10 protein-coding genes and 1 pseudogene are annotated in these 13,647 nt (G+C 72.8%); 9 read left to right on the top strand and 2 right to left on the bottom strand.

Annotation, left to right across the window (positions count from 1 at the left end):
- Nucleotides 1-54: 54 nt before the first annotated feature.
- Nucleotides 55-816, bottom strand: a complete 762-nt coding sequence (locus VMV22_06230) for a class I SAM-dependent methyltransferase (GenBank protein HUY21919.1) — start codon at nucleotides 814-816, stop codon at nucleotides 55-57.
- A 262-nt stretch (nucleotides 817-1,078) separates the two neighbouring features.
- On the opposite strand from VMV22_06230, the pseudogene VMV22_06225 reads away from it, so the two are divergent.
- From VMV22_06225 to VMV22_06205, 5 genes and pseudogenes are all read left to right on the top strand, one after another.
- Nucleotides 1,079-2,845, top strand: a pseudogene (locus VMV22_06225) (acetolactate synthase large subunit).
- A gap of 26 nt (nucleotides 2,846-2,871) precedes the next feature.
- Nucleotides 2,872-3,501: an acetolactate synthase small subunit gene (ilvN, locus tag VMV22_06220; protein HUY21918.1), complete on the top strand. Its 630-nt coding sequence runs from the start codon at nucleotides 2,872-2,874 to the stop codon at nucleotides 3,499-3,501.
- A gap of 1 nt (nucleotide 3,502) precedes the next feature.
- Nucleotides 3,503-4,528, top strand: a complete 1,026-nt coding sequence (gene ilvC, locus VMV22_06215; GenBank protein ID HUY21917.1) for a ketol-acid reductoisomerase — start codon at nucleotides 3,503-3,505, stop codon at nucleotides 4,526-4,528.
- 11 nt (nucleotides 4,529-4,539) lie between these two features.
- A complete protein-coding gene (locus VMV22_06210; GenBank protein ID HUY21916.1) occupies nucleotides 4,540-6,060 on the top strand; it encodes a TldD/PmbA family protein in 1,521 nt (506 codons plus the stop codon).
- Nucleotides 6,061-6,062: 2 nt separating this feature from the next.
- Nucleotides 6,063-7,478: a metallopeptidase TldD-related protein gene (locus VMV22_06205; GenBank protein HUY21915.1), complete on the top strand. Its 1,416-nt coding sequence runs from the start codon at nucleotides 6,063-6,065 to the stop codon at nucleotides 7,476-7,478.
- On the opposite strand, the gene serC is transcribed toward VMV22_06205, so the two are convergent.
- Complete coding sequence (gene serC / locus VMV22_06200) at nucleotides 7,479-8,678, bottom strand: phosphoserine transaminase (GenBank protein ID HUY21914.1); 1,200 nt, start codon at nucleotides 8,676-8,678, stop codon at nucleotides 7,479-7,481.
- Here serC and VMV22_06195 point away from each other — a divergent pair.
- The 4 genes from VMV22_06195 to VMV22_06180 are packed head-to-tail and all read left to right on the top strand — an operon-like array spanning nucleotide 8,653 to nucleotide 13,246.
- Nucleotides 8,653-9,870, top strand: a complete 1,218-nt coding sequence (locus tag VMV22_06195; GenBank protein ID HUY21913.1) for a pyridoxal phosphate-dependent aminotransferase — start codon at nucleotides 8,653-8,655, stop codon at nucleotides 9,868-9,870. The genes serC and VMV22_06195 overlap by 26 nt on opposite strands.
- 17 nt (nucleotides 9,871-9,887) lie before the next feature.
- A complete protein-coding gene (serA, locus tag VMV22_06190) occupies nucleotides 9,888-11,456 on the top strand; it encodes a phosphoglycerate dehydrogenase (GenBank protein ID HUY21912.1) in 1,569 nt (522 codons plus the stop codon).
- A gap of 18 nt (nucleotides 11,457-11,474) precedes the next feature.
- Entirely contained in the window at nucleotides 11,475-12,236 is a 762-nt protein-coding gene (locus VMV22_06185; protein ID HUY21911.1) for a sigma-70 family RNA polymerase sigma factor, read from the top strand.
- Nucleotides 12,233-13,246, top strand: coding sequence for a zf-HC2 domain-containing protein (locus tag VMV22_06180; protein HUY21910.1), 1,014 nt, complete (start codon nucleotides 12,233-12,235; stop codon nucleotides 13,244-13,246). The genes VMV22_06185 and VMV22_06180 overlap by 4 nt, the downstream gene beginning before the upstream one ends.
- Nucleotides 13,247-13,647 lie beyond the last annotated feature (401 nt).

Genomic DNA, 13,647 nt, shown 5'->3' with positions numbered 1-13,647 from the left:
CTCCCGGCCGTGCCCGGTCCGGTCGGGATCGCCCACCGGGCCAGCCGTGTCCGGCTACGCCCGGGTCGCCCGCCAGCAGCTCGTGACGTACGGGACGACGATGCGCCCCCGGCCGGCGACGGCGGGATGGCTCTCGACGAAGTCCCCGACGCGGGCGAGCACCCGGCTGCGCTCGTCATCGGCGAGCACCTGCACGTGGCTGCGGGTCGCCACGAGATCGACGATGTCGGTCGGCGCCAGCTCCTGCGACCACCGGAAGTCGCGTGCTGCCGTGGCGGTGAAGGGGGCCCCTGGCGGCAGGGCCACCCGGGCGGCACCGCCGTGAACGTCCTCGCCGCCGAAGACGGCCCCGAGCTCCGCCATCCACGGCACCCGCTCGTCGCGCAGGTTCCACAGGAGCCCGAGCGTCCCGCCGTGGCGCAGCACCCGGGCGACCTCGGCGGTGGCCCGGTCGAGCTGTACCCAGTGCCACATCTGCGCGCCCAGCACCACGTCGACGTCGCCGTCGTCGAGCGGCAGCTCCTCGGCCGTCCCGCCGCGCACGTCGGCGGTGGGCACGCGCTCCTCGAGCACGGCCCGCATGTGCGGGTCGGGCTCGACCGCCACGACGTCGAGGCCTCGGGCCACGAGGTCCCGGGTGAGCGCGCCGGTGCCCGCACCCAGGTCGAGCACGCGCCGCCGCGACGTCCGGGCGGTGCCGGAGGACTCCTCGAGCAGCCACGACACGCCGTCGGGGGGGTAGCCGGGGCGTACCCGGTCGTACACGGCCGCCACCGGCCCGAAGGACTTGGCGCGCCGTGCGGTCAGCTCGTCCACAGGGGACACCCTATGGGGGTGCGTCGCAGGCGCCCATTCCGGTGGGGTTGCCGCGCACCCCGACCCGTGCAAGACTGGTGGGACCATGTACGGAGAGCCCGCCACGCCCGACATCACCCTCGTAGTTCTCCGGTAGCGCACGGCGCCGCGCCCGCGGCTCCCTGCGCCTTTCGACCTCCCCCACGGGAGGTCGTTTCATTTCCGGGGCCGTTCCCGCCCGGACCCCGGACCCCGAACCCCGAACCCCGAACCGGCACAAGACACGAAAGACAGGAAGGCCATGCGACTGACAGGGGCCCAGGCCCTCATCAAGAGCCTCGAGATGCAGCACGTGGAGGTCATCTTCGGCCTCCCCGGCGGGGCCATCCTGCCGGTCTACGACCCGATCCTCGACTCGTCGATCCGACACGTCCTCGTGCGCCACGAGCAGGGGGCGGGGCACATGGCCGAAGGCTACGCCCACGTGACGGGCCGTCCCGGCGTGGCCATGGTCACGAGCGGGCCGGGCGCCACCAACATCGTGACCCCGCTGGCCGACGCGGCCATGGACTCCATCCCGATCGTGGTCATCACCGGCCAGGTGGCCACCACCGCCATCGGCACCGACGCCTTCCAGGAGTGCCCCATCACCGGCGTCACGATGGACATCACCAAGCACAACTGGCTCGTCACCGACGCCCAGGACCTGCCGAGGGTGATCGCCGAGGCCTTCCACGTCGCCACCACGGGCCGGCCCGGCCCGGTTCTCGTCGACGTGCCCAAGGATGTGTCCAACGCGCAGATGGACTGGTACTGGCCGGCCGGGCTCGAGGACCTCGACCTTCCGGGCTACCACCCGCAGACCGAGGGAGACCCCGAGCAGGTCCGCCGGGCCGCCGAGCTGATCCTGGGCGCCACCAGGCCCGTCATCTACGCGGGGGGCGGCATCCTGAAGGCGAGGGCCGCCGGGGCACTGCGCGAGCTGGCCGAGCGCACCGGCATCCCCGTGGTGACGACGCTCATGGCCCGCGGCGCGTTCCCCGACCGGCACCCCCTGTGCCTGGGCATGCCCGGCATGCACGGCAATTACACGGCCGTGACCGCCATGCAGCGCGCCAACCTGCTGATCGCCCTGGGCAGCCGCTTCGACGACCGCGTGACCGGGAAGGTGAGCGCCTTCGCGCCCGACGCCAGGGTCATCCACGTCGACATCGACCCCGCCGAGCTCGGCAAGGTCCGCCGCCCGGACGTGGCCATCGCCGGCGACTGCCGGGTCGTGATCGAGGAGCTGCTCCGGGCGCTCGAGACGCTGGGCCTCGGCCCCTCGACCGGCTCGCCGGTGAGTGGCACCACGTCGGCGCACGACGGGGGGGAAGGGCGCGACCTCGGCCCGTGGATGGCGCAGGTGCACGCCTGGCAGGAGCAGTTCCCGCTCTCCTACACCCAGGAGGACGGCGGAGCGCTCAAGCCCCAGTTCGTCGTGGAGACCCTGCGGGACATGACGCCCGACGACACCATCGTGGCGGCGGGCGTGGGCCAGCACCAGATGTGGGCGTCGCAGTACTGGAAGTTCGACAACCCCTACACGTGGGTCAACTCCGGTGGCGCGGGCACGATGGGTTTCGCCGTCCCGGCCGCCATCGGGGCCAAGGTGGGGCGGCCCGACAAGATGGTGTGGGCAATCGACGGCGACGGCTGCTTCCAGATGACGGCCCAGGAGCTCGTGACGGCGTCGGCCGAGCGCATCCCCATCAAGGTGGCCATCCTCAACAACGCCTACCTGGGCATGGTGCGCCAGTGGCAGGAGCTGTTCTACGAGGAGCGCTACTCCGAGGTGTACCTGTCGCCCGACCTTCCGGACTACGTGAAGTGGGCGGAGGCCATGGGGTGCGTGGGGCTCAAGGTGGAGTCCGCCGAGGAGGTGGCGCCCGCCATCGAGAAGGCCAACGGGATCGACGACCGCCCCGTGGTGATCGACTTCCGCACCGACGCCTTCGAGAAGGTGTACCCGATGGTGCCGGCGGGGTCGTCCAACGACGACATCATCGTCCGGCCGTCCGAGGGCGAGGGCGGCCGATGAGCGCCGGCCCCGTCCCGTCAGCCGCCGTCCCCGCGGTCGGCGGTGGCGCCCCGCCCCGGCACCACATCGTCACCGCCATCGTCGAGAACAAGCCCGCCGTCCTCACCAGGGTCGCCAGCCTCTTCAGCCGGCGCGGGTTCAACATCTTCTCGCTCGTGGTGGCCCCGACCGACGACGAGCGGTTCAGCCGCTTCACGATCGTGGTGGACGTGGAGTCCGCGCCGCTCGAGCAGATCATGAAGCAGCTCGACAAGCTCGTGAACGTCGTGTCCATCACCGAGCTGGCGCCCGACGAGGCCGTCGAGCGCGAGATGCTCCTCGTCACCGTGGAGGCGGGCGCCGCGGCGCGCGACGAGGTGGCCGCGCTCGTGCACCGGTTCGGGGGCACGGTCCTCGACGGCGCAGGACAGGGCGGGGGCGCCGCGGGCGACCGCATGACGGTGATGCTGGCGGCCACTCCCGGTGCCATCGATGAGTTCGAGCACACGGTCCGGCCCTTCGGGATCGTCGAGCTCCAGCGGACGGGCCGGGTCGCCCTGCCTAAGCTGGGGCCCCGCACCGCCCCGGTGGGCGACACGACCCCGCTGGGGGGCGTCGCCGGGGCTCACCAGGGAGAGGCAGGCTGAGATGGCCAAGCTGTACTACGAGTCCGACGCCGACGGGAGCCTGATCCAGGGTCGCAAGGTGGCGATCATCGGCTACGGGTCCCAGGGGCACGCCCACGCCCTCAACCTCGCCGAGTCGGGCGTGGACGTGCGGGTGGGGCTGCGAGCCGGGTCGTCCTCAACGCAGAAGGCCGAGGAGGCCGGGCTGCGCGTGCTCTCCGTGGCCGACGCGGCCGCCGAAGCGGACCTCATCATGATGCTGCTGCCGGACACGGAGCAGGGCTCGGTGTACGAGGCGGAGATCGCCCCGAACCTGCGCCAGGGCGACGCGCTGCTCTTCGCCCACGGCTTCAACATCCGATTCGGCCAGATCGTCCCGCCGCCGGGCGTCGACGTCGCCATGGTGGCGCCGAAGGGCCCCGGCCACCTCGTGCGGCGCACCTACACCGAGGGCGGCGGCGTGCCCTCGCTCGTGGCGGTGGCCCAGGACGCGTCGGGCAAGGCGCACGACCTGGCGCTGTCGTACGCCTATGCGCTGGGCGCCACGCGTGCCGGGGTCCTCGACACGACGTTCGAGGAGGAGACCGAGACCGACCTTTTCGGCGAGCAGGTCGTCCTGTGCGGGGGGCTCACGTCGCTCGTGCAGGCGGGCTACGAGACGCTGGTGGACGCCGGGTACCAACCCGAATCCGCGTATTTCGAGTGTCTCCACGAGCTCAAGCTCATCGTTGACCTCATGTACGAGCAGGGCATCGCCGGCATGCGGTACTCGATCTCCGACACCGCCGAGTACGGCGATCTCACCCGCGGCCCCCGGGTGATCGACGCGCACGTCCGGGCCGAGATGCGCCGGATCCTCGACGACATCCGGTCGGGGGCGTTCGCCGAGGAGTGGATCGCCGAGAACCGCTCGGGTCGCACGCGCTTCGAGGAGCTGCGGGCCAAGGGCGCCGTGCACCCCATCGAGAAGGTGGGCGCCGAGCTGCGCGCCATGATGCCCTTCATCAGCGCGGGCCGCCAGCGCGTCCAGGACGTCTCGGGCGGCTGAGGCTCCCGGGCGTGGTGTCCGGGGGCGGCCCGGCCGAGCTGGGCGACCTGCCGCTCGAGCAGGTGCGAACGGCCGCGCTGGAACGGGCCGCGGCGCTGGGGTGCAGCCATGCCGAGGTGCGGGTGGAGCGGCTCCGCTCGCAGTTCGTGGCTCTGCGCGACGGCCGCGTCGAGACGACGGTCGACGACACCGAGGTCGGCGTCGGCCTCCGGGTCGTGCGCCGCGGGTCGATCGGGTTCGCGGCGACGGTGGACCTCCATCCCGATGCCGCCGCCGGGCTCGCCGACGAGGCCGCCGGGCTCGCCGACGCCACCGCGGCCGCCCTCGGCAGGCCCGTGGAGCTGGCGGACGAGCCGCCGCACGGCGAGGTGCAGTGGTCGTCGCCCTACGAGGTCGACCCGACGACGGTCGCCGTGGCCGACAAGGTCGCCCTCCTGGACGACTGGAGCGGGAGGCTGCTCGGGGCCCCGGGGGTCGACCACGTGGCTGCCCGCGTGCTGGCGGTGGTGGAGGACAAGCACTTCGCCGACCTGACGGGCACGGTCACGACCCAGCGGCGGGTGCGCGTCTTCCCGGTGGTCGAGGTCGTGGGGGTCGACGAGGGGTCGGGGACCTTCGAGTCCATGCGCACGCTGGCGCCGCCGGTCGGGCGCGGCTGGGAGTACACCGCCGGCGCCGGATGGGACTGGGACGCCGAGCTCGACCAACTGCCCTCGCTGCTCACCGAGAAGATGGCCGCCCCCTCCGTCGAGGCCGGCACCTTCGACCTCGTGATCGACCCGTCGAACCTGTGGCTCACCATCCACGAGTCGGTGGGCCATGCCACCGAGCTCGACCGGGCGCTCGGGTACGAGGCGGCGTACGCCGGGACCTCGTTCGCCACCGTCGACCAGCTCGGCTCCCTGCGGTACGGGTCGCCGGTGATGCACGTGGTGGGGGACCGGACGACGCCCCACGGCCTCGCCACGGTCGGCTACGACGACGAGGGCGTCGCCGGCCAGTCGTTCGACATCGTGCGCGACGGCGTCCTCGTCGGCTACCAGCTCGACCGGCGCATGGCCGTCGACAACGGGTTCCCCCGCTCCAACGGGTGCGCGTTCGCCGACTCACCGCTGCACGTGCCGATCCAGCGCATGGCCAACGTCTCGCTGCAGCCCGCTCCCGGTCCCGGGCCGGGACCGACGACCGAGGACCTGGTGTCGGGCGTCGACCGGGGCGTCTACGTCATGGGGGACAAGAGCTGGTCCATCGACATGCAGCGCCACAACTTCCAGTTCACCGGGCAGCGCTTCTACCGCATCGAGGGTGGGCGCCTGGCCGGCCAGCTGCGGGACGTCGCCTACCAGGCCCAGACCACCGAGTTCTGGGGCTCGCTCGAGGCCGTCGGCGGCGCCTCGACCTACGTGCTCGGCGGGGCCATGAACTGCGGCAAGGGGCAGCCCGGCCAGGTGGCGCCGGTGAGCCACGGGTGCCCGTCGGCGCTGTTCCGGGGGATCCGGGTGCTGAACACCCGGGACGAGGCCTCGCGGTGAGCATGTCGCCCCCGCACGAGGTGGTCGAGCGGGCCCTGGCGGCCAGCCGCAGCGACGGATGCACGGTCATCGTCGAGGACGTCAGCCAGGCCGAGGTCCGCTTCGCCAACAACACCACCACCACCAACGGCATGCGTCGCGACCGGCGCGTGGTCGTGGTGAGCTTCCGCCTGGTGCCCGGGGCTCCCGCCGCCCCCGTCGGCGCCGCTCCCACGGCGGTCGGGGTGGCCAGCGCCAGCGGCGACGTCGACGTCGAGGAGCTGGTGCGGACCAGCGAGGGCGAGGCGGCCCGGGCGGGGCCCGCCCCGGACGCCGCACCCCTCGTCGACCCTTCCGGCCCCCCTGGTGGCGGGGGCGGGTTCGACGACCCCCCGGTGCTGACGTCGCCGGCCGTCCTCGACGGCGTGATCCGAGGGCTCGGTGACGCCTTCGCCCGGGCCCGGTCCGCCGGGAACCTCATCGCCGGGTTCGCCACCCACGGCGTCGAGTCCGTCTACCTCGGGACCAGCGCGGGGCTTCGTCGCCGCCACGTCCAGCCGGCTGGGACCATGGAGCTCGTCGCCCGCAGCGCCGACGGTCGGCGGTCGGTGTGGTCGGGCGCGGGGACCTCGTCGTTCGACGACATCGACGTCTACGCCTTCGAGGAGCGGCTCGACCGACGCCTGGGGTGGGCGCACCGGCAGGTCGAGCTCCCGGCGGGACGCTACGAGGTGCTCCTGCCGCCCGACGCCACCGCCGACCTGATGGTGTCGCTGTCGGAGGCGATGTCGGGGCGCGACGCCGAGGAGGGCCGCAGCCCCTTCTCGGCGGCGGGGGGAGGGACGAAGGTCGGCGAGCCCCTGTGCCCCATGCCCTTCGAGCTGCGTGGTGACCCGGCCGAGCCCGGCCTGGAGTGTTCGCCCTTCCTGACCACGGGCGCGTCCGGGACCGACGTGTCGGTGTTCGACAACGGCCTGCCCGTCGGGGCCACGCGCTGGATCGAGCGCGGGACGCTGCGCCGGTTGCGCTACCACCGGGCCGCCGCCGGGCGTGCCGGCGTCGACCCGGCCCCGCCGGTCGGCAACCTGGTGCTGACACTCCCCGGTGCCAGCCGCACGCTCGAGGACATGATCGCCTCGACCGAGCGCGGGCTCCTGCTCACCTGCCTCTGGTACATCCGGGAGGTCGACCCGGTGACGCTCCTGCTGACCGGGCTGACGCGTGACGGGGTCTACCTGGTCGAGCGGGGCGAGGTCGTCGGGGCGGTCAACAACTTCCGCTTCAACGAGAGCCCGCTGGAGGTCCTGGCGAAGGCGGTCGAGGCCGGGTGCACCGAGCGGGCGCTGTCGCGTGAGTGGGGCGAGTGGATGAACCGCACCGCCATGCCCGCCCTGCGCGTGGCCGACTTCAACATGAGCTCCGTCAGCCCCGCCACCTGATCAGGAGGCGAGGGCCCCCACGACGTGGTTGATGCACGCGCACAGCGCGGCGACGTCCTCGGGGTCGATGGCCGGGAACATCGCCACCCGCAGCTGGTTGCGCCCGAGCTTGCGGTACGGCTCGGTGTCGACGATCCCGTTGGCCCGCAGCACCGCGGCCACCGCCATGGCGTCGACGGATTCCACGAAGTCCACCGTCCCGACGACGTGGCTGCGCTCGGAGGGCTTGCCGACGAAGGGCACGGCGAAGTCCGACCGCTCGGCCCAGGTGTAGAGGATCTCGGCGGAGCGGTCGCACCGGCCGGCGGCGAATTCCAGCCCACCGCCGGCGTTCATCCACTCGACCTGCTCGGCGAAGAGGAGCAACGTCCCCAGTGCAGGGGTGTTGTAGGTCTGGTCCTTGGCGGAGTTGTCGATGGCGGTGGTGAGGTCGAGGAACGCCGGCACCCACCGGCCGCCCGCATCGATCCGGGCCACGCGCTCGAGGGCTGCCGGTGAGAGCAGGGCGACCCAGAGCCCGCCGTCGGCGGCGAAGCACTTCTGCGGCGCGAAGTAGTAGGCGTCGAACTGCGCCGGGTCGACCCGTAGCCCCCCCGCCGCCGAGGTGCCGTCGACGGCCACGATGGACCCCCCGGCGCCGGCCGGGCGGCGGATCTCCATGGCCACCCCGGTCGAGGTCTCGTTGTGGGTGAGCGCGTACAGGTCGACGTCGTCGGCCGCCGCCGCCTCGGGATGGGTTCCGGGTGGGGACTCGATGACCTGGGGGTCCAGGAGGTGCGGCGCCGCCGCCGCGGCCGCCGCGAACTTGGACGAGAACTCGCCGAACGACAGGTGCTGGCTGCGCTGCTCGATCAGGCAGAACGTGGCGATGTCCCAGAAGCAGGTGGTCCCGCCGTTGCCGAGCACGACCTCGTACCCGTCGGGGAGCGAGAACAGGTCGCGGAGCCCGGTCCGCAGCCGGCCCACCACCTTCTTCACGGGAGCCTGGCGGTGGCTCGTTCCCAGGTAGGTGGTCGCGGCCGCGGCCAGTGCCTCGACCTGTGCCGGGCGGACCTTCGAGGGGCCACTGCCGAACCGCCCGTCGGACGGCTTCAAGGCGTGGGGGATCCGGATGTCGGGGAGGGGTGCGTGGGGGGTGGCAGCGGCGCTCGTCACGTGTGCAAGCATGGCAGCCATGGTCTCCTCCGGCGAAAAGCGCATCTCCGCCAGGGTGGCGGCGGTGTCCCCGTCGGCCACGTTGGCCGTCGACGCCAAGGCGAAGGCGATGCTGGCCGGGGGGGCGGACGTGATCGGGTTCGGGGCCGGCGAGCCGGACTTCCCGACGCCCGAGCACATCGTCGAGGCGGCCGTGGCGGCCTGCCGCGACGCCGCCAACCACCACTACACCCCGACCGCGGGGCTCCCCGTGCTGCGCGAAGCCATCGCCGCCAAGACGGAGCGCGACTCCGGGCTGTCGGTCAGCCCCTCCCAGGTCCTGGTGACGAACGGCGCCAAGCAGGCGGTGGTCGAGGCGTTCGCGACGCTGCTCGACCCCGGTGACCAGGTGCTCGTGCCGGCGCCGTACTGGACGACGTACCCCGAAGCGGTCGCTCTGGCCGGCGGCGTGCCCGTCGCGGTGCCGACGGCCGAGATCAACGGGTTCCACGTCACGGTGGAGGCCCTCGAGGCGGCACGCACGCCGGCCACCAAGGTCGTCCTGTTCGTGTCGCCCAACAACCCCACCGGCGCGGTGTGCGGGCCCGACGAGGTGGCCGCCGTCGGCCGGTGGGCGGCGGAGCACGGCCTGTGGGTCGTGACGGACGAGATCTACGAGCACCTCGTCTACGGGGACAACGTCTTCACCTCGATCGTGTCGGCCGTGCCGGAGCTCGTCGACCGGTGCATCGTGATCAACGGCGTGGCCAAGACCTACGCCATGACCGGGTGGCGGGTGGGCTGGCTCATCGGGCCACCCGACGTCGTCGAGGCCGCCGCCAACCTGCAGTCGCACGCCACCTCGAACGTCTCGAACGTCTCGCAACGCGCCGCGCTGGCGGCTCTCCGGGGGGACCTCAGCGCCGTGGCCGGCATGCGCGCCGCCTTCGACCGCCGTCGCGTGACGATCCACCGCTTGCTCAACGACTGCCACGGGGTGACGTGCGTCGAGCCGGAGGGCGCCTTCTACGCCTTCCCGTCGGTGCAGGCACTGCTCGGCGGCACGGTGGCGGGGCGCCCCATGTCGACCTCGTCCGACGTCGCCGAGGTGGCCATCGACGAGGTCGGTGTGGCTGTCGTCCCGGGTGAGGCTTTCGGCGCTCCCGGATACCTGCGGCTGTCGTACGCACTCGGCGAGGACGCCATCGTCGAAGGGGTCACCAGGCTCGGCAAGCTCTTCGCCACGGCCGAGCCGTAAGCGCACGAAGGACACACATGGCACGAGTACTGATCACCGAGAAGCTCGCGGCCCGCGGGCTCGAGCAGTTGGCGGCGGCGGGGCACGACGTGGACGTGCAGCTCGACCTCACGCCCGAAACGCTGCTCGGCGCCATCGTCGGCGCCAACGCCCTCATCGTCCGCTCGGCGACCCAGGTGACCGCCGAGGTGCTCGAGGCCGGCACCGATCTGGCTGTGGTGGGGCGGGCCGGCATCGGTCTCGACAACGTCGACGTGGAAGCCGCCACCCGGCGCGGCGTGATGGTCGTGAACGCACCCGAGTCGAACGTGCTCTCGGCGGCCGAACACGCCATGGCGCTGCTCCTCGCTCAGGCACGCAACATCCCGCAGGCGCACGCCGCGCTGATGGCGGGGAAGTGGGAGCGCACCAAGTGGGAAGGCGTGGAGCTGCACGGCAAGACACTCGGCGTCGTCGGGCTCGGCCGGATCGGCGCGCTGGTCGCCCAGCGGGCGCTCGCCTTCGGGATGCGCTTGTGCGCCTACGACCCGTACGTCTCGCCCGACCGGGCCCGCCACATGGGGGTCGAGTTGCTCCCGCTCGACGAGCTCGTGGCCGAGTCTGATTTCCTGACCATCCACCTGCCGAAGACGGCGGAGACGGCAGGGCTCATCGGCGCCGACCTGCTGGCCAAGGCCAAGCCCGGCATCCGCATCGTCAACGCGGCGCGGGGTGGCATCGTCGACGAGGACGCTCTGGCCGAGGCGCTGCGCGCGGGAACCGTCGGGGGGGCGGCCATCGACGTGTTCGCCTCGGAGCCCTGTACCGAGTCGCCGCTGTTCTCGTTCCCGAACGTGGTCGTCACGCCGCATCTCGGGGCGTCCACGGCGGAGGCGCAGGACAAGGCGGGCGTGACCATCGCCGAGCAGGTCAACCTGGCGCTCGCCGGGGACTTCGTTCCCTTTGCAGTCAACGTGGCGGCCACCGAGGTATCGGAGACCGTTCGCCCGTTCCTCCGCCTCGCCGAGGAGCTCGGCCGGTGTTTCGCCTGCCTGAACGACGGGCTGCCCGAGCGCCTCGAGGTCGAGTACCAGGGCGGACTGGCCGGGACCAACACGTCGATCCTGACCTTGGCGGTGCTCAAGGGGATCTTCGCGGCGGGGACCGAGGAGCCCGTCTCGTATGTGAACGCACCGCAGCTGGCCGCCGAGCGCGGCCTCGAAGTGCGCGAGGTGTCGACGTCGACGGCCCGGGACTACGTGAACCTCGTCACGCTGCGCTCCCCCGAGCACTCCATCGCGGGGACGCTGACCGGGGCGCGCTCCGAGGCCCGCATCGTCCTGGTGGACGATCACACTGTGGAGGTCCCCCCGGCCGAGCACATGCTCATCGTGCGCAACGACGACAGGCCCGGGATGATCGGCGTCGTGGGGATGGCGCTCGGAGAGGCGGGCGTGTCCATCTCGTCGATGGACGTCGACCCGTCACGCACCGAGGGCACGGCCCTCATGGTGCTGTCCACGGACCAGGCCATCCCTGACGACACCTTCGCCCGTCTGCGCGCCACCGACGGCATCCTCGACATCCACCGGATCACCTGCGTCTGATCCCCGGCGCGCGCTTCGGTGGTCCACGAAGGCGATCTCGATGCGGCGCGCGGCGGTGACCCCGAGGCGCTCGAAGCGCTGATCACGGCCCAATACGACCGCGTGCACGCATTGTGCCGCCGCATGTTGGGTAACGAGGCGGACGCGCTCGACGCCACGCAGGACGCCATGGTGGCGGCCATCCGGGCGCTGGACCGGTTCGACGGCAGGAGCTCGTTCGGCACCTGGCTCTACCGCATCGCCACCAACTCCTGCATCGACGAGCTGCGCCGACGCCGACGCCGACCCCGACCCCTGCCGGGTCTCCTGGAGGGACACGGGTCGGAGGGCGGCGCGTCGGTCGGCGGCGGGGGTGGCGGGGGTGGCGGGGGCGTCGGCAGGGGCGTCGGCGGGGGCGTCGGCGGGGCCGGACCTGGGGCGGACCTCGACCCGGCGGACGCGGTCTCCGCCAGGATGGACGTCGACGTCGCCCTGCGTCGACTCCCGATCGAGTTCCGCACCGCAGTCGTGCTCCGCGACGTGTGCGACCTGCCCTACGACGAGATCGCCGCGATCCTCGACGTGCCGGTCGGCACGGTGCGCTCGCGCATCGCCCGCGGGCGGGCGTCTCTGGCTGCGATGTGGGGCTCGGAGACTGCGGGCCAGAACGGTCCGGCGGGCGAGGTGGCAGCCGGGAACTCTGCCGCCGGTCCCGTCGTCAGAACGAGCAAGGACCGTGCGCCGGCGAGCCGGGAGGCGCTCTCCTGCGAACCGGCGGAGCAGGAGGAGCGAAGCGAATGATCGACGTGTACCTGAGCGACGGGCACCGCCCCGCCGGGCACCTCGGCGTCGAGCAGTTGTCGGCATACCTCGACGGCGAGAGCGCTACGCCGCGAGTCGATCGTCGGCACCTCGAGGGGTGCGCGGCGTGCCGTGGCCGGTTGGTGGCCCTCGAGTTGGTGCGCGATCGGGTCCGGGCCGTGGTAACGCCCGTGGCGCCGCACGTACGGACAGCCTCGATCGCCGCCATCGTCGACGCCGCCGGGATCGACTCTCCTCGGGACGACGCTGCCGGGACCGACCGCGACCAGATCAGGCACCGCAAGGCGCCCGAGCGCGCACCGGCGCGGATCCGCCCGTACCGCCGTCCGCCAGTCGTCATCGGAGCAGCCGCCGCAGTCGTGGCCCTGGCCGTTGCCATCGGGGCCCCGTTGGCGCGGTCGTCGTCGGGCCCATCGGGCCATTCGACGGCTTCCTCGGCGCACTCCTCGCCGAACTCTGCGGCGACCCCGGTTACGGCCCCGAGGAGCTCGCCGCGATCGCAGTCGTCAACAGGCGCCACGGAGCCGCTGTCGTCTGCGAAGAACCAGCCGTCGGCGGCCGGTGGCGGTGCGTTCGCGTCCGACGGGGCCGAGCCGGACGCCGCCACCGCCGGCGTGGTCCTCGGCACGATCGACACCCGGGGCGCGCTGCGGTCTCGCATCATGGCCTCCTTGTCGGACCAGGCGGACGCCGCACGCCCGGGGACGTCCCCACCTCCGGCCCACTCCGGCGGGGCGGCGGAATCCGACGGGTACCGCGCCGCCACGACCAGCGCGCCGTTCGAGCGCTGCCTGTCGGCCGCCGTCGGCGCCGCGGGATCGGATCGGACCCTGCAGCTCCTCGCCTCGGTCCTGTACCGGGGAAACCCGGGTCTCGTCTACGTGTTCAACCCCGCCACCGGCGGGCATGGCAGCGCCGTCGCCTCGCATCGGCTGGCGGTGGTGACGGCTTCCTCCGGGTGCCGCGTCCTCACGACCACGTCCCTGTAGGCGTCGACGGCCCACCGTGTGGCTCCCCGGGTCGCGTCCCGGCGCCACTCCCGGCGTCAGCTTCCCGTGCCACTCCCGGCCGCCGCGCTCGAGCCGTTCGGGCCCCCACGGTCAGGTGCCTGCGGGACGGCGGGCCACGAGTCGAAGCTACCCCGGAGGCTCGGCGCCCCGGGTTCTCCGGCCAGACGGGCCAGCAGGGCGCGGACCGCGGCGACCACCCCGGCGCCGACGGCTACAACGACAGCCACCCGTGCCACTGCCCGCCCGACGCCTCGCATGGCGCCCGAGCGTAGATGCTTCTGACGCCCCCGGCGACGGGTCCCCGGGGTGGTGCTTGACCGGCGCCGCCCGGTTCGCGAGCATGGGGGGCACCATGCGTGTGCGTGTTTTCGCTGACGACC

This window comes from Acidimicrobiales bacterium (assembly GCA_035531755.1).
In the GTDB taxonomy this organism is placed as follows: Bacteria; Actinomycetota; Acidimicrobiia; order Acidimicrobiales; family UBA8190; genus DATKSK01.
The sequence above is the reverse complement of the archived record's forward strand: the minus strand, read 5'-3'. Positions and strand labels throughout refer to the sequence as shown.

Coding starts and splice junctions, on each gene's coding strand:
- VMV22_06180 (HUY21910.1), top strand. CDS start 12,233: ATGATCGACGTGTACCTGAGCGACGGGCACCGCCCCGCCGGGCACCTC.
- VMV22_06195 (HUY21913.1), top strand. CDS start 8,653: ATGGTCTCCTCCGGCGAAAAGCGCATCTCCGCCAGGGTGGCGGCGGTG.
- ilvN (HUY21918.1), top strand. CDS start 2,872: ATGAGCGCCGGCCCCGTCCCGTCAGCCGCCGTCCCCGCGGTCGGCGGT.
- serA (HUY21912.1), top strand. CDS start 9,888: ATGGCACGAGTACTGATCACCGAGAAGCTCGCGGCCCGCGGGCTCGAG.
- VMV22_06205 (HUY21915.1), top strand. CDS start 6,063: ATGTCGCCCCCGCACGAGGTGGTCGAGCGGGCCCTGGCGGCCAGCCGC.
- ilvC (HUY21917.1), top strand. CDS start 3,503: ATGGCCAAGCTGTACTACGAGTCCGACGCCGACGGGAGCCTGATCCAG.
- serC (HUY21914.1), bottom strand. CDS start 8,678: ATGCGCTTTTCGCCGGAGGAGACCATGGCTGCCATGCTTGCACACGTG.